Origin of the sequence: Staphylococcus petrasii, from assembly GCF_002902565.1 — a bacterium.
Taxonomy (GTDB): domain Bacteria; phylum Bacillota; class Bacilli; order Staphylococcales; family Staphylococcaceae; genus Staphylococcus; species Staphylococcus petrasii.
The window spans coordinates 12,756-33,630 of sequence record NZ_PPRC01000009.1 but is presented as its reverse complement, the minus strand read 5'-3'; the positions used below and the strand labels follow the sequence as shown (position 1 = coordinate 33,630).

General features: G+C 34.3%; 19 protein-coding genes and 2 pseudogenes. 14 read left to right on the top strand and 7 right to left on the bottom strand.

Translation table 11 applies throughout. The features are described from left to right. Positions 1-13: 13 nt before the first annotated feature. Together CD127_RS02060 and CD127_RS02055 are read right to left on the bottom strand one after the other, a co-directional pair. Positions 14-424, bottom strand: coding sequence for a hypothetical protein (locus tag CD127_RS02060; protein ID WP_103365565.1), 411 nt, complete (start codon positions 422-424; stop codon positions 14-16). A 2-nt stretch (positions 425-426) separates the two neighbouring features. Further along, positions 427-906, bottom strand: a complete 480-nt coding sequence (locus tag CD127_RS02055) for a thioesterase family protein (protein ID WP_103365564.1) — start codon at positions 904-906, stop codon at positions 427-429. Between the two features lie 124 nt (positions 907-1,030). Between CD127_RS02055 and corA the strand changes: the two genes are divergently transcribed. Both corA and fni read left to right on the top strand, forming a co-directional pair. Continuing rightward, a complete protein-coding gene (gene corA, locus CD127_RS02050) occupies positions 1,031-1,978 on the top strand; it encodes a magnesium/cobalt transporter CorA (RefSeq protein WP_103297018.1) in 948 nt (315 codons plus the stop codon). 44 nt (positions 1,979-2,022) lie between these two features. Beyond that, positions 2,023-3,072 (top strand): type 2 isopentenyl-diphosphate Delta-isomerase, encoded by a 1,050-nt coding sequence (gene fni / locus CD127_RS02045; RefSeq protein WP_103297016.1) that lies wholly within the window; start codon positions 2,023-2,025, stop codon positions 3,070-3,072. A gap of 92 nt (positions 3,073-3,164) precedes the next feature. Here the strand turns inward: fni and gltS are convergent, their stop codons facing one another. Next, positions 3,165-4,376 carry a sodium/glutamate symporter gene (gltS, locus tag CD127_RS02040; RefSeq protein WP_103297014.1) on the bottom strand — a complete coding sequence of 404 codons (1,212 nt, stop codon included), beginning with the start codon at positions 4,374-4,376 and terminating at the stop codon, positions 3,165-3,167. Positions 4,377-4,594: 218 nt separating this feature from the next. Further along, positions 4,595-5,203 carry a DNA-3-methyladenine glycosylase gene (locus CD127_RS02035; RefSeq protein WP_103365563.1) on the bottom strand — a complete coding sequence of 203 codons (609 nt, stop codon included), beginning with the start codon at positions 5,201-5,203 and terminating at the stop codon, positions 4,595-4,597. Between the two features lie 228 nt (positions 5,204-5,431). On the opposite strand from CD127_RS02035, the gene CD127_RS02030 reads away from it, so the two are divergent. From CD127_RS02030 to CD127_RS02015, 4 genes and pseudogenes are all read left to right on the top strand, one after another. Further along, on the top strand, positions 5,432-5,638 hold the full coding sequence (locus CD127_RS02030; protein WP_103365562.1) for a helix-turn-helix transcriptional regulator: 207 nt from the start codon (positions 5,432-5,434) through the stop codon (positions 5,636-5,638). Continuing rightward, on the top strand, positions 5,622-6,365 hold the full coding sequence (locus tag CD127_RS02025) for a hypothetical protein (protein WP_103365561.1): 744 nt from the start codon (positions 5,622-5,624) through the stop codon (positions 6,363-6,365). The genes CD127_RS02030 and CD127_RS02025 overlap by 17 nt, the downstream gene beginning before the upstream one ends. 207 nt (positions 6,366-6,572) lie before the next feature. Further along, a pseudogene (locus tag CD127_RS02020) lies at positions 6,573-6,899 on the top strand (YnfA family protein). A 29-nt stretch (positions 6,900-6,928) separates the two neighbouring features. After that, positions 6,929-7,948, top strand: coding sequence for an aldose epimerase family protein (locus tag CD127_RS02015; protein ID WP_103365560.1), 1,020 nt, complete (start codon positions 6,929-6,931; stop codon positions 7,946-7,948). A gap of 61 nt (positions 7,949-8,009) precedes the next feature. Here CD127_RS02015 and CD127_RS02010 read toward each other — a convergent pair. Then, positions 8,010-8,673: pseudogene (locus CD127_RS02010) on the bottom strand (MOSC domain-containing protein). Between the two features lie 157 nt (positions 8,674-8,830). On the opposite strand from CD127_RS02010, the gene CD127_RS02005 reads away from it, so the two are divergent. Beyond that, positions 8,831-9,517 (top strand): ribose 5-phosphate isomerase A, encoded by a 687-nt coding sequence (locus CD127_RS02005; protein ID WP_103298620.1) that lies wholly within the window; start codon positions 8,831-8,833, stop codon positions 9,515-9,517. A 516-nt stretch (positions 9,518-10,033) separates the two neighbouring features. On the opposite strand, the gene sdpC is transcribed toward CD127_RS02005, so the two are convergent. After that, positions 10,034-11,077, bottom strand: coding sequence for a peptidoglycan release complex CPBP-like subunit SdpC (sdpC, locus tag CD127_RS02000; protein ID WP_103365559.1), 1,044 nt, complete (start codon positions 11,075-11,077; stop codon positions 10,034-10,036). A gap of 259 nt (positions 11,078-11,336) precedes the next feature. Here sdpC and hutG point away from each other — a divergent pair, with 259 nt between their 5' ends. The 6 genes from hutG to CD127_RS01970 all read left to right on the top strand — a co-directional run bounded on the left by hutG (position 11,337) and on the right by CD127_RS01970 (position 18,177). Next, on the top strand, positions 11,337-12,272 hold the full coding sequence (gene hutG, locus CD127_RS01995; protein WP_103365558.1) for a formimidoylglutamase: 936 nt from the start codon (positions 11,337-11,339) through the stop codon (positions 12,270-12,272). Positions 12,273-12,677: 405 nt separating this feature from the next. Next, a complete protein-coding gene (locus tag CD127_RS01990; protein WP_103365557.1) occupies positions 12,678-13,859 on the top strand; it encodes a SulP family inorganic anion transporter in 1,182 nt (393 codons plus the stop codon). Next, entirely contained in the window at positions 13,856-14,983 is a 1,128-nt protein-coding gene (locus CD127_RS01985) for an amidohydrolase (RefSeq protein ID WP_103365556.1), read from the top strand. Before CD127_RS01990 ends, CD127_RS01985 begins: the two co-directional genes overlap by 4 nt. Positions 14,984-15,112: 129 nt before the next feature. Then, positions 15,113-15,994, top strand: a complete 882-nt coding sequence (locus CD127_RS01980; protein ID WP_103365555.1) for an SDR family oxidoreductase — start codon at positions 15,113-15,115, stop codon at positions 15,992-15,994. Positions 15,995-16,225: 231 nt separating this feature from the next. After that, positions 16,226-17,521: a Na+/H+ antiporter NhaC family protein gene (locus tag CD127_RS01975; RefSeq protein WP_103298626.1), complete on the top strand. Its 1,296-nt coding sequence runs from the start codon at positions 16,226-16,228 to the stop codon at positions 17,519-17,521. Positions 17,522-17,661: 140 nt separating this feature from the next. Then, complete coding sequence (locus tag CD127_RS01970) at positions 17,662-18,177, top strand: SRPBCC family protein (protein WP_103365595.1); 516 nt, start codon at positions 17,662-17,664, stop codon at positions 18,175-18,177. Positions 18,178-18,244: 67 nt separating this feature from the next. Here the strand turns inward: CD127_RS01970 and CD127_RS01965 are convergent, their stop codons facing one another. Continuing rightward, positions 18,245-19,006: a MurR/RpiR family transcriptional regulator gene (locus tag CD127_RS01965; RefSeq protein ID WP_103298627.1), complete on the bottom strand. Its 762-nt coding sequence runs from the start codon at positions 19,004-19,006 to the stop codon at positions 18,245-18,247. Between the two features lie 198 nt (positions 19,007-19,204). Here CD127_RS01965 and CD127_RS01960 point away from each other — a divergent pair, with 198 nt between their 5' ends. Further along, positions 19,205-20,806 (top strand): alpha-glucoside-specific PTS transporter subunit IIBC, encoded by a 1,602-nt coding sequence (locus CD127_RS01960; RefSeq protein WP_103365554.1) that lies wholly within the window; start codon positions 19,205-19,207, stop codon positions 20,804-20,806. Positions 20,807-20,875 lie beyond the last annotated feature (69 nt).

Sequence of the window (20,875 nt, the reverse complement as noted above, 5' to 3'; positions counted from 1 at the left end):
AGAGGTTTCAGCATCATTCTGAAACCTCTTTAATCATATTATCTACTTGTGTGATGATGTAGCTTTGTCCTAAATAGTGATAATGTTGGTCTAATACTTCTTCAAGTTTAAATTGTGGCTCGCTTATACGATGCATCATTTCTGCCAAATTGCTTAGCTTATCGTTAATGCGTATTTGGTAATCACGTAACTGTTCAACAAGCACAGACTCTTCTTTATTATCTTCGATGATTTTCTGTATCGCTTCAATTGCCTGTTTCTCTCCTTGATAGTAGCTAATATTAAACGCGCGTTTCATTAGTTCTTGGCTTGGGCCGTTCATAAATAATTGCTTGGACTGATTAATTTCAATCAACTTCACTTTTAAATCATCATACATATCGTATACTTTCTCTGTAATTAACTCTCTTAACGTTTGCGTCATATCTATTCATCCTTTTTTGTTGGTATCCCAATTTGATGTCCCAATTGCTTTGGCCATTCCACATCTCCTTGAATACTATAATACTGTTCAACATTCTTTTTATATTTTTCTGGAAAAGGGGCGGAACGACGTTGTTCGCCATCAATACCCATCATCATCACTTCATTAGTGGCAGCTAGCACATCATCTTCAGTGTATAGAGATAAAAAGAAATGAACGCGTTTGTCATCATAATTATAAATATTCACTATAATACGAAACGCCATATCTAAAGACATTTCAGATAAATAAGTAGTATGTTCTTCTAAAGTAAACATCGTATAATTTAGCGCTTCACGTTCTTCTAATGATAAACCGTTAGCATAATTGAATTCATTTACAGCTTCACTGAAGACGGCATTATATTCAGAATCGTGCATGTGATTATTATGATCAATTTGAGATTGTTCTACTTTTTTTCTAACGATAAACGGGTAATTCATAAATAGTTACGTCCTTTCAATTTATATTTATAAATTCATTTTACTAAATTAAAATAACGCATACACGACATTTAATTCATGGTAGAATGTAAGACGTATGGTTCTGTAGGAGGTAACATATAAAATGACGATGATAATTCGGTATCAAACTACGAAACAGTCACTTACTCAAGTTGATTCAGTAAAAGATATTCCACAGGACGCAACCATCGTGTGGTTTGATTTTGAAAAAGCTACATCCGAAGAAAATGATTATTTAATTGAACATTTTAATTTTAACTATTTAGAGTTAGAAGATGCGATAAGTGGTGTGCCACGTGTTAAATACAAAGCGTATAAAGATTATCAATATATGGTATTTCATAGCATGTATAAAGATGATTTTTCTCCTATAGCATTAAACGTCTTTGTAAATGACAAGGTATTAGTGACATATCATGATAAACATTTCGAATCTCTAAATAAAGTAGCTGAAATGAATTCTAATAATCATGAGCCAGATTTAGACTGTGCTGATATAGTGATACATATTTTAGACATGATGGTAGATAAATATTTTGATTTTGTTTATACGATTGAAGAGAAAGTCTATAACTTTGAAGATGCGCACGTAGATGATACGCATAGTAAAAAGGTCATGGACAATGTCTTCAAATTACGTTCAGACTTGATTAAAATTAAACGCGTTTTATTCCCAATGCAAGAATTGGTGAATACGATTAAAACAGAAGGTAATTTAATTGTCGATAGTAAACATTCAATGTATATTCAACATATCGATGACCATTTGATTAAACAGAATAACATTATTCGCACATCGCAAGAAATGACGAATGAGATTAGGGAGAACTTTGAATCGTATTCTTCATTTAGAATGAATAGTATTATGCAAGTGTTGACACTTGTATCCGTTATTTTCTCGCCATTAACATTTATAGCTGGTGTATACGGCATGAACTTTGAATATATGCCCGAATTGAAATGGCATTATAGTTATCCTATATGTATGCTAGTGATGTTAATCATAGCGGTGGCGTTAATTATCTTTTTCAAAAGAAAAAAATGGTTCTAGTACAGAGCATGAACAATATAAATTAAGCAAAGGTAGGTAGTAGCATGAGCGATATGCAAAGAGAACAGAGGAAAAATGAACATGTTGAAATTGCAATGGCACAACATGACGCGCCTCAATCGGACTTTGACCGTGTGAGGTTTGTACATCATTCAATTCCAAATATTAATGTAGATCAAATTGATTTAACAAGTCATACATCAAACTTTGATATGAAATATCCTTTATATATTAATGCAATGACAGGCGGTAGTGATTGGACAAAGAAAATTAATGAAAAACTAGCAGTCGTTGCACGTGAAACAGGTTTAGCTATGGCAGTTGGTTCAACACATGCAGCACTTAGAAATCCTAAAATGGCGGAATCTTTTAGTATCGTACGTCAAACTAATCCAGAAGGCATCGTATTTAGTAATGTCGGTGCCGATGTACCTGTAGATAAAGCAGTAGAAGCGGTTAGTTTATTAGATGCACAAGCTTTACAAATACATGTGAATGCACCTCAAGAACTTGTTATGCCTGAAGGAAATAGAGAATTCTCAACTTGGATTGATAATGTAGCAGCAATTGTACAACGTGTAGACGTGCCAGTCATTATCAAAGAAGTTGGCTTCGGTATGAGTAAAGAATTATATAAAGATTTAATTGATGCAGGCGTAACGTATGTTGATGTGAGTGGTAGAGGCGGTACGAACTTCGTAACGATTGAGAACGAACGTCGCTCTAATAAAGATATGGATTATTTAGCAAACTGGGGTCAATCTACTGTAGAATCTTTACTTGAAAGCGCTGCTTACCAAGATACATTGAATGTATTTGCTAGCGGTGGTGTCCGCACGCCATTAGATGCTGTTAAGAGCTTAGCATTAGGTGCGAAAGCAGTAGGGATGTCACGTCCATTCTTGAATCATGTTGAAAATGGAGGCATCACTAGCACAATTGAATATGTTGAATCATTTATTGAACATATGAAATCAATTATGACAATGTTAAATGCCAAAGACATTAGCGAGCTTAAACATAGTAAGTTAGTATTTGATCAAAAATTAATGTCTTGGATTGAACAACGTGGCTTAGATATTCATAGAGGATAATGAAGTGAAAAAAAGAAGCGTAAAATGGAAAACAACTTTTTCCATTTTACGCTTTGTTTATTGTGAAGGTGTTTGGTTTTCATTTTCAAAGGTTAATTACCAAAGATATTGATGAAGCCCATAACGATAGGTACACCAGCTAAGTCAATAAGGAAGGCACCAACAATAGGAACTACTAGGTAAGACTTAGGTGAGCTACCGTATTTCTTAGTAATAACATCCAAGTTAGCCATAGCGTTTGGTGTCGCACCTAGACCGTGACCAATAAAGCCACCAGCCATTACCGCTGCGTCATAATCTTTACCTAACACTCTAAATAGAATGAAGAAGGCAAAGAGTGAGATGAAGACAACTTGGACTAAAACAATAATAATTAATGGTAAAGCTAATGAATAGACTTGTGTTAATTGAATACTCATTAAAGCAAGTGATAAGAATAAACCAAGTGCGATATCGCCGATTTGGTCATTCAGTTTCAAGTCGATAATATTCCAATTCGTATATTCTGAAATATTACGTATAGCTACTGCGACAAACATAGAACCTACATACATAGGTAAACTTTGTCCAGTAAGGTTAGAGAATTGATCGCCTATAAATGTACCAAGTGACATACAGAACGCAATAATCGTTAATTGAATAAAGAACACTTGCGTTGGTTTATATTTCTTATGTAATTTGGCATTGGCTTCAACCTTACTATAATCTTTGAATGAATCATCGCTATTTTCAGGTTTAAGGTTATAATGCTTAATCATTAATTTTACTAACGGGCCACCAACTAAACCACCAAATACTAGGCCAAGCGTAGCAGCAGCTAGGGCAGCAGTTACTGCAGAATCAATATTGAAACTTTGTTCAAGCGTTTGACCATAAGCAGCCGCATTCCCATGTCCACCTTCCATCGACATAGAACCTGCAGTTAACCCTAATAAAGGTTTGATGTTAAGTAGTTTCGCCAGTGAAATGCCGATAAAGTTTTGACAGATCGCTAAAACGGCACAACAACCGAAATACAGTAATAGCACTTTACCGCCAATTTTAAATAATTTGAACGATGCGCCTAAACCAATTGTGGTGAAGAAGACCATCATAAAGAAATCTTGAATAAATTTTGCGTCTAATGTAATTTTTATAATATTAAAAGTATCTAAAACTGCAACTAATATTGCGAATAATAAACCACCAATGACTGGTGCTGGTATACAAACTCTTTGTAAAAAGGAAACGTGATTAACAATAAATTCGCCTAATAAGTAAAGCAGACAAGCGAGACATAATGTTGTCACTGCATCTAATTCCAATTTATATTCCCCCTTTGTTTACTTCAGCACGCTTATAAAAATGAAAGCGCTATAAATACCCATATTACCCATTATACATATAAAAAATATATATTTCTAGAACGCATAATATCTTTTTGGTATATATAAAGGTTTGGAGTTATTTATATAAATGGAATTAATGCAACTTATATAATAATTTAAAAATCGCTTTTACTGACGTTAAGCTATGGTTCTCGCTATTTCCATGTTTCTTCAGGCATCACACAGTCTGATTTTCTCGCACGTGATACATATGGATTGCCTTTGACTGTGTATCTTAAAGGTTTATGCGTCCATTCACCTTTATTAGGTATGCCAATTCTTGCACTTTCTTCGATGTCTCGTGGATATTTTCTATTTTTTACATCAATTGATAAACGACATTCATTAATAGTAGAGCCATCAATTGCACGGGGAATATTAAAGGCTTTCGTCCATTTTCCAGGGCCATTCGTCACTTCATAACCTTTTTTATTGCGGTTCTTAATCATCGCTTCAATGCCATCTTCTGGTTCCACAGCGCGAATCAATACACCTTCAGGCACGCCTTCCGTACGCGTTACAAAGTTAATTAATAAATGCGTATGCATGACATGGCCATAGATTGTGCCTCCACGCTTATACAGTGATGTCACTTTAGGCGTTTGTTTGCCTCCAAATCCATGTGCAGCTCGATCATCAAATCCTAAGTATGCTTCAGTTTCTACAATATAACCACTATATGTTTGGTTATTATCTTCATAAATAACTTTAACGCCTAATAACGCTTTAGCAGTTTCTGTCGTTGGTTTAGATACGAAATCCACAATTATTCCTTCTTTCTTTCTTTTTGAAAATGAAAAATAAAAATGCACTCCATCAAGATATAAGACTAGAGCGCTATGTTAAATGTGTAGTATTATAGCAATTATAATTGAAGTATTAAAGAAATAAAATGAATTAAAATCAAAAGTGTGACGTCATATATATTTGACAATAGTCAAGGTCAGTCGTTATGCTTTAAATAAATGGGAGCTTGAAAGAAGTGAGGGAAAGTGAATAACGTTAAGAAATATCGAGGAGTAAGTAAAATATCCCAGTTAGAACTTGCACGTTCAGTTGGGGTCTCACGTCAAACAATCAATATGATTGAGAACAATAAATATAATCCTTCATTGAAGTTATGTATTAATATTGCTAAGACATTAGGCGTAACGTTAGACGATTTATTCTGGGAGGGAGAAGATGACAGCGACGGATGAAAGGATAAGTGAACAATATCAAATAATTAAAGCTAAACATGGCATAATTAGTTTGAATTTTTTAGGTGCAATAATGTTCTTTGAAGCAATGAGTGATATTGAAAGATCATTTTTATCTCCATTATTGATTGGAAGTCTATTAATATTAATTGTAATTGTATGTAGAATTGCTATTCATAAAGAAACAGCGGATGACATATATATCTATGTTAAAACGCATGAAGATAAAAGAAAACTGAATCGTCAATCTAAAATTAAACGTTTCTGGTTTTGGTTAACATGGATAATTATTATTATATTGATAGCTAATTTTATCGTTCCAATGATTTATAAAGGCCATATTGAATGGGAGATACAACCAATATTACTTATTTTTATTCCAATTTATTTCATTATTTTTATGTTAAATAATGATAAAAGAATTCAAATAACTGAGCAATATGTCCCAAGCATTGAAGAAAGAGATGCTAATCCTAAAGGGATGCTAAGACTTATTCCTAATTATCGATTTGCTGATGAACAACAAAAACAAACGATTATTAACACTTATGCATCAAATTATATTTGGATAGTTATTTCTCTAACTATCATTGTGATAATTGATTGTGTAGTAGAATTATTTATGCACCATTGGCCTCTTGGTTCAATTATTACAATTTTATTTTTAGTAGTTTCAGGAATGATATTAGCTATTCAATTTTACCGTCTTAAAAAACAATATCGTTAATAAATATAATAAGAAAACGCTATCTACAAAAAATATTTTATAGATAGCGTTTTCATTTTTTAATTTATATAAAATGTATGGAATATTAATAAGAAAAGTGTAACAATATGTATGTGAAAAAGTCAGTGCTTAAAATTAATTAGATAAAGAGCGTTACGAGTTGATACAATACAACTAACAAAGTTCATTGTATCGGAGGATATAGAAATGCTTTATTCCATCTTTATCTTTTTATTAGCAGGTTTCTGTGAAATTGGTGGTGGCTATCTAATTTGGTTGTGGTTAAGGGAAGGGCAATCAGGTTGGTTAGGATTTGTAGGAGGCGTCATACTCATCCTGTATGGTGTCGTCGCTACATTTCAGTCATTTCCAACATTTGGGCGTGTTTATGCAGCTTATGGCGGTGTCTTTATTGTCATGAGCATAGTATAGGCATATGTTATTGATAAACAAGCGCCAGATAAATACGATTTGATTGGCGCGTTAATTTGCATCATAGGTGTACTTGTGATGGTCTTACCGAGCAGAGCCTGATTAAGCGTGTTAAGAGGGAGACGTAAGTAATGAAAGTTGAAGTAGAGAATCAAAATCACGGTATTGACTTAATTAAAATTGACAACGAAGAAACAAATATTGTATTTACGAATTATGGTGCACGCATTGTATCATGGAAATATCATGATAATAATATCGTATTGGGCAACAGAGTTGAGGCGGATGAATTCTACCCTCAGAACCCTTATAACTTTGGAGCTACAATCGGACGATATGCAGGGCGTATAAGTAATGCATCATTTACATTAAACAATCAAACGTATCAGCTTGAAGCAAATAACGGACCACATCATCTTCATGGAGGTAGTAACGGTCTAGATAAACGTCTATTCGATTATGAAATTAAAGATAATATAACGAATGTTAAGATTATTTTTACTACTCAATTACGATCAGAAGAAGATGGTTATCCAGGGGATATGACAATTAAAGTTATACACACGTATGACATGGAACATAGATGGACGATTGAATATGAAGCTCAATCTAATGAAGATACTTTATTCAATCCAACTAATCATGTGTACTTTAACTTGAATAGAGATAACAATGTCATAGATAATCATAAACTTACAAGTAGTAAATTGAATATGTACCCAATCGATGACACTCATTTAATTTCAAATACGCAAACGATTGATTTAATAGATATTTTCAAGAGCGATAGTATTAACTTTAAAGATATTTATTTATCTGACAATCCATTAATTGCTGAGCAGATAAAAGCTAATAATGGGTTAGATCATCCATTTGAAATTGGCAATCAACAACTTCTTATTGAAAATAATGAATTCGCGCTAGACGTTGAAACGACAATGCCTAACGTGGTTATTTTTACATTTAATCATACATCAGATTGGAAGAGTGATTTCAATATTTATAAAGCCCATTCAGGTGTTGCTTTAGAAACACAATTTTTACCGAATGACATTAATATTGAGAAAGCACAAGCGAAATCAATCTTAAAAGCAAATGAGACGTTTTATTCAAAAACGATTTACCATATTGCAGAAAAGAAAGAACAATAAAACAGAAACTCTGACTAGTTAAGAATGAGAAATTCATTTCCACTTAACTAATCAGAGTTTTTTATTTACGTTTTTTAAGCGCAATGTTACGTATTTTTTCTAACTTTTCAATTCGCTGAGGTGATAAATATGGATTTTGAAGTGCATAGTTTAAACGTTCTAAATTTTTACGGTCATTATAATAAATATCATTAAGTTCTTGGACAGACAATCGTGTATCGGCATCAGCGAACTGAACGAGTTCTAAATTGTCGTCCTCCTTCACAAAGCCTTCTTTAATGACTCGGAAGTAGAATCCCGTCTTTCCAGATGATGACATTCGTTTGACTAAATCTGGTATGCCGTATTTCGTTTGAATCTTCCAACAAGGTTCACGAATTTCTTGACACTTCGATTATTGCTTCCCCTAAACGGTACTGATTGCCAAAATACACCTCAGACTCATCTAAATCTTCTATTGTGAGATTTTCCCCGAACATCGCATAGTCGGGTAAGTGCGTGAGGTCTTCTTTATACATGGCATAATTCGCTTTACTAAAGCTACATACTGCTTTATGAGGCCCGCCGTGATCTTTGTACGCTTGTTCATCTTCTACAAATCCTAATGTAGATAACCACATTTTTCCTGAAAATGGGGCTTTATTCAAAGCAGAAAGCATTTGACGTTTCTGTCCATAATCTAAGTCTTCAATCTTTCCCGTAGAAATCGCATAGATAGGAATCATTTATGTCCCTCCTCGTACTGTTTTAAGCAAAAGTTTACTATAATTCTGTTGAAAAGATAAGCGATTATCATTAATAAATAGCTACAAGTGCTATATATTTCTCAATATGTCATGTAAAATAATGAGTAAGTAAACATGTAAAGGGGTCTCAGTAAACATGAAAGATTCACAAGAGCTTAAACGTATGACAGTTGATGATGCTGTTGCTCAAATTACAGATAATATGATTTTAGGTATTGGAACTGGAAGTACCATTGAATTACTTATTCCTAAAATCGCAGAACGTATAAAAGACGAACAACTAAATATTACAGGTGTCTGCACATCTAATAAAAGTGAATATCTTGCCAAACAATTGAATATGAATATTGTAGATATTAACGATGTTTCGCATGTAGATTTAGCAATTGATGGCGCAGATGAAGTAGACCCTCAGCTTAATTTAGTAAAAGGTGGCGGAGGCGCGCTATTTAGAGAAAAAGTCATCGATGAAATGGCCGCACGCTTTGTTGTCTTAGTCGATGAAGGAAAAATGGTAGACTACTTAGGTCAAAACTTTAAGTTACCTGTCGAAGTAGATAAATTTAATTGGTTACACACTACTAAAAAGATTGAATCATACGGTAAGATTCAAACTGAACGCCGCATGAATGGTGATGTCCCATTTATTACCGACAATGGCAATTATATTATCGATTGCCAATTAAATGAAAAAATAGACCCTTACGAATTCCATGAATTCCTCATTCATTTAACAGGTGTCTTAGAAACAGGTTATTTCTTAGATATCACAGATCAAGTTATAGTAGGCACACAACAAGGCGTACAAATCATAAATAAATAACATATATTAAGAAAATAAGACACTTCGATAACACTCATTAACTCATACGAAGCGTCTTATTTTTATATGTAAAATTAGATAATTATGTATTTAATTAAAGAACAAAGATAAATTGTAATTTGCCACACATTTATAATAAACATAAGTGCTAAGGCACTTATGTAAGAAATTCTAAGGATGAACTGCGAATGACGTTGTGTGACGCCTGAGGGGCCTGAGGAATGAGTTATTGATGAACGTAAGTGTTCACACACTTACGTAAGTAGTTCTAAGATGAATAACGAATGATGTTGCGCGACTCTTGGCGGAAAAGAAAGAGCTTAAGACTACAGGCTTGAGCCTTTCCCGCAAGAAAGCGTCGCAACAAAAATGAGTAAATGTTCATCTAAGAATTTCTTTACAACCCAGCACCCTAGGCAAGCATCTCAACTTAAGTGCAATGACAATCCATTTAAAAACTACATAATTAATAAAGCCACTTCATAACGATTAATGAAGTGGCTTTTAAAGAACTATTTACTTGTTTTTAGTACTGTCAATTTTATCTTTAGCGCTATCCACTACTGATGAATGTCTATCATTCTCGTAAGAAGCACTTTCTTTTAAATCCTCTTTAACGCTTGAAGTACTATCAGTTGAATTCACTGTTTTATCAGTGCTAGATAAATGATTATCCTTTTCATGATGCGTAACTGAGTCTTCATTTTCAGAAGCAACATCGTCATCGTCATTCATATGATCTAAGTAATTATTTGGTTCAACTTCACCTAAAGATTGGTTGGTATTTCTATAGAAAATGAAGTGAACAATTAAACTTAGTAAGTAAAAGACAACCGCAACAATTGTTGTACTTAAAGCAATTATTTTCATTGAGAAGACATCGCCAAGCTCTTCACTAAATAAGAACACTTGCGCAAATGTCATCGCTGCATGGAAGATAACTGCAATATAAATTGTACGGCCTCGTGTAGCACGAATAAGTTCACCAACAATCATAGAGAACATAAACGTGTAAAGGAAATGGTATGCAGCGTATTCAGTACCATACGTCGTATTCGCCGTCCATACAGAATACATTAAACCAACGATGATAGAAGCGAAAAATGTATTTACTTTAGTTTCCGTGATATTTTGAATGTAAGAACGGAAACCAAATTCGGCGAATAATGCCATAATGATATGACCAATTAAAATAGTAAATACTGAAACTGATAAGTCAGAAGATTGAAGTAGGATGAAGCTGTCCGCAAATGCATTAAAACTGAACATACCAATAATGAAGATAATTAAAGGTAAAATTAATGCAAGTAACATACGTTCCACTACTCTGACATCAACTGATAATTTTAAACCAGCAAGTTGTACAGGTTTATTTTTAAAAGCCACGATACAAATCACTGCAGCTATAGCAGGTGCTAAATTTTTAATATCAAAAACGAAACGTTTAATACCGATTGTAGCTTGAAAATCTCGTAGGATAATAGATAGCGTCATTGTTACAACGAAAAACACGAAGATTGTTAACGCCCATTGAAATCCTGAAATACGATTAGTCTTCATTTATGTAACCTCCATTAGGGTAACCGTATAAAACTCTTTCTTTAACATTATACATATTACTTGAGTATAAATAAATTGTCCATTTCAAATATCATTAAAATGTAATAGTCTTGAATTATTTTTATCTTATTGAAAACAATTTTTAATGTCTTAAAATGATTTGAAATGGGTATCAGACATAATACAAGGCTATAATGACATAATTAAATTAAATATTGTATGATTTAAATATAACATTTATTTTATAGGGGGCATCTCAATGTATACACTAGGTAATCCAAAACTATGGACAGGCAGAATTGACAGTGAAACAGATCCAAAACAATTTAGACATTTTCAAACAGTAAAATTTGCGAATTTAGAAAAAATGGATATGAACGATGATAAATCAGGCGTTGGTTTATTAGGGTATGCCGTTGATAAAGGGATTGAATTGAATAAAGGCAGAGTAGGTGCAAAAAAGGGACCAGATGCAGTAAAACGAGAATTTGCTAAATTGCCCGATTTAAGTGAATGTGAAGCGTTAATTGATTACGGAAATGTCGAGTATGAAGATGGTGAACTTAGTGAAACGCAACAGGAAATGGCTAAATTATCAGCGCAAGTGATTAAAAATCATAATCAAACTTTCTTAATTGGTGGCGGACACGATATTGCCTATGCACAATATTTAGCTACCAGAGAAGTTTATCCTGATGCCTCTATCGGTATCATAAATATTGATGCACACTTTGATACACGCCCGGATGAAGCACCAACGTCAGGAACGATGTTTAGACAAATATTAGATGAAGATGAACATGCGGATTACTTAGTGCTTGGATTAGCGCAAGGTGGTAATACATGTGCGTTATATGATTATGCAGATGAAAAAGGAATTATATACGTGTATGCAGATGAACTATTGCATCAAGTTTCTCCAACGATTAAAGATAAAATTGAACGATTTATGCATGACCATGATACGATTATGTTTACGATTTGTATGGATGTGGTGGATAGTGCCTTTGCGCCAGGTGTGAGTTCACCGAGTGTCTTAGGTTTATATCCGCATTCTGTATTTGATATTGGAAAACGTGTAATTTTAAGTGAGAAAGTTTCTTCTATTAGTATTGCGGAAACTAATCCTGATTATGATGTGGATGATCGTACGTCAAGATTAGCTGCTAATTTAATTCATCACTTTCTTGTGTAATGCATTATTTGAAATTCTTAGATGAACATTCACTCATTTTTGTTACAATGCTTGGTTTTGAAAAGTAGTTCTTAGATGAAGGTTACTCATTTTGTTGCGACGCTTTCTTGCGGGAAAGGCTTAAGCCTGTAGTCTTAAGCTCTTTCTTTTCCGCCAAGAGTCGCGCAACATCATTCGTTATTCATCTTAGAACTACTTACGTAAGTGTTTGAACATTTAGGTACTTTACATTTTTGCTTCGTTATAACTCTAGATAACTCTAGCTAAAATATTATTTATTATATTTAATTTCAGTCGCTCTTATGTGGAAGGGTGACTTTTTTAATATCAGCGTAATGCAAGCAGTAATTGTGAGAAAAGTTTGACAATTATGGTAAGATACTAGTGAAAAGGGAGTGGGGGACTATGTCATTTAAAACTCATAATTATATACAACAATGGAATCAAGACATATCGCAGAATATTATGGTAGGTATATTAATGGGTCTAGCCTTACTTCCTACAACTATCGCATTTTCTTTTATCGTTCATGTAAGTCCGACTATCGGTATCATGAGCTGTGGGTTAATGCTATTTTTTATTAGTTTTTTAGGTGTACGTTTGAGTATGGTATCTGGGCCAAGTAGTGGCATTTCAATTGTAGGTGCACCTTTAGTTGAACACTATAATGTGCATTACCTAATTGCCGCAACTATTGTAATGGGGATAATACTTTTTATATTTGGATTATGTCACATAGATAAAGTATTAAAGTTGATACCGGACACTGTAGTTATGGGATTTATGAATGCTTTAGGTATTTTATTATTAACGACACAAATTAAGTACATATTTGGTATTTCTGTGGCAACTTACATCGTCGCTATTGCTACGTTTGCAATTATCTTTTTATCTTCTAAACTTATTCGGGGTATTCCAGCGCCGTTAATTGCAATCATTCTTGTATCGGTAGGCAGTTATATAATTAAGCCTCATGTTCAGTTGGTACATGACTTAGCAGATATCCATATTGCTATACCGAAGTTTGCTTTACCCACTGAGTTATTTCATTTTCATGCGTTAAGCGTCATCATCTTATACGCTTTGACTATGGCTATTATTTCAGTAGTTCAAACCAATTTAACGAATGAAATGATGAATGTGATTACCCAAAGTCCTACCGATAAAGATAAGGAAGTTGTTGCCCAAGGAATAGCAAACGTGTTAGTTGGTCTGTTTGGCGGGTATGGTGGTAGTGCACTTGTAGGTCAATCGAAGTTTAATCACAGAATGGGTGCAACTACGCGTTTAGCAACTTTAATCACAGGTTTACTCTTGCTATCTTGTATTTTTATTTTAGCGCCTATTGTCGGGTTGATTCCTATGGCGGTACTAGCTTCCGTCTTAATCACCATTTCACTTAACACCTTTGATCGCCGGACATTCAAGCATTTGCGCGAAGCACCTATCACGCGCACCTTCGTGATGTTATTTACAATTATTTTAATTCTTAGCACGCATAACTTAGCAATTGGTGTTGTAGCAGGCACTATCGTTTACTATATTGTTCAATTTATTTTGAGAAAAGGAGGACGAAGCACGGTATGACTGAATATAAAGATTTCGTTAAATGGCGTCGTTTATTTCATCAATATCCGGAAGTATCTAATAATGAATTTGAAACAACAAAACGCTTAAAAGAAATATTAAAGGAATACGATATTAAAATTATTGATATCCCACTTGAAACAGGGTTTGTAGCAGAAATGGGTGAAGGTGAACCTTGTATTGCAGTGCGTACAGATATAGATGCGCTACCTATCAATGAACAAGTAGACCATGATTTTACATCTTCAAATGAGGGTGCTATGCATGCTTGTGGTCATGATATTCATATGGCAAGTATTTTAGCAGTAGCGACAAAGTTAAAAGCACAAGAATCTGATTTAAAAGGGCGAGTGAAATTCTTATTCCAACCTGCTGAAGAAGTAGGTACGGGAGCATTAGCTATGGCGGAAACTAATGTATTAGATGATGTGAAAGCGATTGTCGGTTTCCATAATTATCCTACTTTAGATATAGGGGAATTTGCGATTAAATCAGGTCCTATTACGTCAGCGGTAGACCGTTTTGAATTTAAGATTCGTGGAAAAGGAGCGCATGCTGCGAAACCAGAACAAGGTAATGATCCAGTTATGGTATTAGGACAACTGATTACTAGTTTACAAACGATAGTGAGTCGTAATTTATCGGCTTTCGATAGTGCCGTTGTGACGATTGGCGAAGTATCATCAGGTAATACGTGGAATGTCATTGCTGATAATGCATACGTTCAAGGTACAGTGCGTTCATTCAAACCTGAAATTCAAAAACAAATTAAACAACGTATGACTGATATTGCGAAAGGACTTGAACAAGTATTCAATGTAGAGATTGAGTTAGTTTATACGCATTTACCTCAGGCAGTGATTAATGATGAAGAATTAACTGAACAGGCGAAAGAAGCGGCTAAGAAGGTCGGTTACAACGTCATTGAATTAGATACGCCTTATACTATTGGTGAAGATTTTTCAGGATTATTGGCTAATCATCCTGGTGTTTTTGCGTTTATTGGCTCTAATAGTGAGTATGACTTACATCATCCTAAATATGATCCTGATGAACGTATTTTGGAAAAGGTGCCTGAGTACTTTATTATGTTGATTCATCAATTACTTGCTGAGTATGCATAAGAGGTGTGTATTGGTATAGAATAATACGTTTTCGAGGGCTGTTTGGTTCTGCATTTTCAAAAAGAATGATTAACAGTGCTATGAAGTTGGGTAAATAGTGAGTGATTATTCTATAGGAGATGATTTAACATGGGTGCACAAGATCCAAGAAATAAATTCAAGACGTCAGACTTTGAGAAACAGGAACAAGAGGTGCCAGGTTTACAATCTGAGCTAACTCCGCAACCTGATTGTGGCGAGGAATCTTATGTAGGTCACGGTCGTTTACAAGATTATAAGATGCTTGTGACAGGCGGTGATTCAGCGATTGGACGTGCAGCTGCGATTGCGTACGCGAAAGAGGGCGCTGATGTAGCAATTAATTATCTTCCTAGTGAGGAACAAGATGCTCAGGAAGTTAAGGCAGTGATTGAGAAAGCAGGCCGTAAAGCGGTGCTTATTCCTGGTGATGTACGTGATGAACAATTTAACTATGATTTAGTGGAACAAGCTTACAATGAGCTTGGCGGATTAGATAATGTGACGTTAGTAGCGGGACATCAAATCTATCACGATGATTTAAAAGACTTTGATACTGAATCATTTAAAGAAACATTTGAAACAAATGTGTATCCAGTCTTCTGGACAGTACAAAAAGCGTTGGATTATTTACAACCAGGTGCTTCAATTACGACAACGTCATCTGTGCAAGGATATAATCCAAATCCACTTATTCATGATTATGCGGCATCTAAAGCTGCGATTATTTCATTAACGAAAAGTTTCTCTGAACAATTAGGAGAGAAAGGTATTCGTGTGAATTGTGTAGCGCCAGGTCCATTCTGGTCACCATTACAAATTATTGGTGGTCAACCGCAGTCTGCTATTCCTAAATTTGGTCAAGATACACCATTAGGTAGAGCAGGTCAACCTGTTGAATTATCTGGTACGTATGTATTGCTTGCTTCTGAAGATTCAAGTTATACAACTGGCCAAGTATTTGGTGTGACAGGCGGTATTCAAATCGACTAATTAATATAGTTTAAGTTAACGCGAGAGTGGTTTAGACTCTCGCTTTTTTAAATTAAAAAGACTGAGCGAAGCTATTTGGTGGGCAATTCGCTTTTCTCCGTGCTAATACATACATAACGCTATTATTTGAGGCTAATTTATGTAATTTTCATGAAAATAGGTTGACGTAAATTTAGTATTCTTGTAATTTTAAAGTTAAATTGATGTCAGATTATAGAAAGTAGGTCAAATATGGAAGATAGGAAGAAAGGCAATGCCTGGGCATTACTTCCTTTGGTATTATTTATAGCTTTATTCTTAGGCGTAGGTACTATTACAGGTGATTTTACAAGTATGCCTCTTAACGTGGCGATAACGATTACGGTTATTGTTGCTTTATTAATGAATAGAAAAGAAAAATTTGTAGACAAGGTTGAGATTTTCACGAAAGGGGCAGGCCATTCTAATATCATTTTAATGGTATTTATATTTATTCTTGCCGGCGCCTTTTCAACGACCACTGAAAAAATGGGTGGCGTAACGTCTACAGTTAATTTAGGTTTATCCCTAATTCCTCAAAATTTAATCATTGTAGGATTATTTATTATATGTATGTTTGTTTCTATCTCAATGGGAACTTCTGTTGGTACCGTAGCAGCCATCGCTCCTGTTGGTTTTGGCTTTGCGCAAGCGACTGATATTTCTGCTGCGTTAGCGATGGGTACTGTAGTAGGTGGCGCGATGTTCGGCGATAACTTATCAATGATTTCAGATACAACGATTGCGGCAGTCCGCACGCAAAAAACTAAAATGAGCGATAAGTTTAAGGTGAATTTCTGGATTGTGTTACCAGGTGCTATTTTAACAATTATTGTGCTTTTCTTCTTAACGAATGGTATAACCATTGATCACTCAAAAAGCTATGACTACAATTTAGTGAAAGTCATTCCTTACGTTTTAGTCTTAATCTTAGCGCTAGTAGGCGTTAATGTTATCATTGTATTAATTGGTGGTACATTACTGTCAGGTATTATCGGACTTATAGACGGTTCGTTTGGTTGGCAAGGTTTATTAAAAGCAGTGTCTGAAGGTCTTATGAGTATGGAAGACATTGCGATTATTGCTTTACTTATTGGCGGCCTAGTTGGTATTATTCAACATAATGGGGGCGTTGACTGGTTACTTAACTTTGTAAGATCGAAAGTTAAGTCTAAACGTGGCGCTGAGTTCGGTATCGCTGGCTTAGTAAGTGCAGCGGACATTGCGACAGCAAATAATACGATTTCGATTATTATGGCTGGTCCATTAGCGAAGAATATTGCTGATGAATACGATGTTGACCCTCGTAAATCGGCTAGTTTACTTGATATCTTTGCAGGCTGTTTCCAAGGTTTCTTACCTTACAGTCCTCAAGTCATTGCCGCTGCTGCCGTAGCAAGTGTGTCGCCATTTAGTGTGATGCCTTATTGTATTTATTCAATTATGTTAGGCGTATGTGGTGTCGTTGCTATTATTGTGCGCTATCCAAGAGTTAAACCTAAAGCTTAACGTAATTATTATGGCGAGCTGGTTTATTTTTTAATTTTCGAAAATGAAAAACAAATAATTTACACATTTCAATAGTTGAAAGTTTGGTACTATTTATAAATGCGTTAAAATAAGAATAAGAGTGAAAGTAGGTGAAGCAAGTGGCAAAGTATAACGTGGAAAACGAACATGTTGAAATTCATATTGAACGCTTATTAAAATATTCACCAGAATTAGTATATAAAGCATGGACGGATGTGGATTTATTAAAACAATGGTTTATGACATCTCAACGAAATAATAAAGCGTTTGATGTGGAAATGCATGAAGGCGGTTCGTACCGTATTGTAGATGCACGTAATGGTAAACAAAATATTATTCAAGGTACTTATCAAGAATTAGTGGACAATGAGTACATTAAAATGACAATTGGTATGCCAGAACTTAGTGACCATGAAGACGTCATTGAAGTGGAGTTTGAAGAACGTGAATCTGGCGGTACGCAAATGTTCTTCTTCTATCAATCTTTAGTGGAAAAAGAAAGACGCCTTACAACATTAGAATACAAACAAAAGAAAAAAGAATATCACGATGCAACTGTACATGGTCTAGAACTTATGTTTGATAAAATGCATGAAGTTCTACATCAGTACGTTGAAGATAATGAACTATTATAATTGTAATCAATAAGCGCCGAATAGAATAGCTATTCGACGCTTTTTTTATGTAGTGGGCGAGTTTAGTTTACGCTAGTTCGCCTTTCTCTTTGCGTTCATTATATTTACGTAATAGTGTTTCAAAGAAGATATGATAATTGATGAAACTAGAATAATCTGTGCCATCGTATAAATAGAATGTATTACTTGCGACATAAACATTATAATTGGCATGTTGTGCAAGCGTGTTATCTTTCATAGTAGTCACAGAAATGAAATATTTTTGACGAAGTTGAAGTAAATTCGTTACGTCAGTAAGCTGAGATGTTTCACCAGATAAAGAAATGATAAAGAACAAATCTTCATCTACTGAACGGTTAAGCACCATTTTAATTTCATGTTCATCGTGTAACACGATAATATTTTTGTGCATCGTTAATAAAATTCGTTGTGCTTCTTCAGCGACATTTTTCTGAGCGCGCCCCGTGCCATATAAATAAACAGTAGAGGCGTGATTAATTTTATCTGTTAACAATTTAAAATCAACGCGATCTAAATAATTAAATGTGGTTTCAATTTCTTGTTTAAACGCATCCATAGAATCCGTTGGCAATTGGCTCAACGATTCACTTTCAAATTTTAAATACGATTTGAAATCACTATAGCCATCGAAACCGAGTTTACGCGTAAAACGATGAATCGTAGCATTGGATGCATGCGTATATTGAGAAAGTTCATGAATTTTTAAAGTCTTACATTTATTGATATTGGTATTAACGAAATGTGCAATTTGGAGGTCATTATCATTTAGTTTATCGAAATTAGCATTTACTCTTTCATCTAATAGCACAATCACACCTCTAATTCTTTCTGAAAATATTTTCACTCATAGAAAACATAAACTGATTATACAAAAATATTTCAAAATCAGTCAACGGCGTTGTATATATGAAAGCGTTTACTATAATATTAAACTAAGTTATTAAGAAAACGCTTTACATATTAATTAGTTAAACAACATAGATTGGAAAGATATGGGGGTAAAAATATGAATGCTATTAAACGTTTTGGGAGCGCAATGATCGTTCCAGTATTAATGTTTGCATTTTTTGGGATTGTATTAGGATTTGCAACATTATTTAAAAACCCAACAATTATGGGTGGATTAGCTGATCAACATACATTCTGGTTCAAATTCTGGTCAGTGATTGAATCAGGTGGTTGGGTCATCTTCAATCACATGGAAATCGTCTTTGTAGTTGGTTTACCATTATCACTAGCTAAAAAAGCACCAGGACATGCGGCGTTAGCAGCATTAATGGGATACTTAATGTTCAATACATTTATCAACGCGATTTTAACTCAATGGCCACATACATTTGGGGCTAACTTAGAAAAAGGCGTTGAAAATGTAACTGGGTTAAAAGCAATTGCTGGTATTCCAACATTAGATACAAATATCTTAGGTGGTATCATTATTTCAGCGATTGTGACTTGGATACATAATAGATATTACAGTAAAAAATTACCTGAAATGTTAGGCGTATTCCAAGGTTTAACATTTGTAGTAACGATTTCATTCTTTGTAATGTTACCAATTGCTGCAATTACTTGTATTGTATGGCCAACAATTCAAAGTGGTATTGAATCAATGCAACACTTTATCATCGCATCAGGTTATATTGGCGTATGGTTATATCACTTCTTAGAACGTGTATTAATTCCAACTGGATTACATCACTTTATTTATGCACCAATTGAGGTTGGACCAGTTGTAGCTAAAGATGGCTTAAAAGCAGAATGGTTCAGACACTTAAATCAATTTGCTGAAAGTAGCAAACCATTAAAAGATCAATTCCATTACGGATTCATGTTACAAGGTAACGGTAAAGTATTCGGTGCTATTGGTATTGCTTTAGCAATGTACTCAACAACACCTAAAGAGAATCGTAAAAAAGTGGCAGCATTATTAGTACCAGCAACTTTAACTGCTGTAGTAGTAGGTATCACTGAACCTTTAGAATTTACATTCTTATTCATCGCACCATATTTATTTGTTATCCATGCTTTATTAGCAGCAACAATGGATACAATTATGTATGGCTTTGGTGTGGTAGGTAACATGGGTGGCGGTTTACTAGATTTCATCGCTACTAACTGGATTCCATTAGGTCAAAATCATTGGATGACTTATGTCGCACAAGTTGTTATTGGTTTAATCTTCTCAGCCATTTACTTCTTCGTATTTAGATTCTTAATCTTGAAATTTGACATTCCATTACCGGGTCGTCGTGCTGAAGAAGAAGTTAAACTATTCTCTAAGAAAGATTACAAAGAGAAAAAAGGTGAAGGAAATACTGATAATTCAGGTTTCACGCCAAGCAATGAATATGAAGCGAAAGCACACTACTATTTAGAAGGTTTAGGCGGAAAAGAAAACATTAAAGACGTGACTAACTGTACAACACGTCTACGCTTAACAGTAAATGATGAATCTAAAGTTGAAGATAGTGGTTACTTTACTCATGATCAAATGGCACATGGTTTAGTGAAAAGTGGTAAAAACGTACAAGTTGTAGTAGGTATGACAGTACCTCAAGTACGTGAAGCATTTGAACATCTTGTTTATGATGAAAATGATAAAAAATAAGTCAAAGTATTTTAAATAGAAAAATAGCCAGTAAATGATTTTATAAGTTCATTTACTGGCTATTTAATT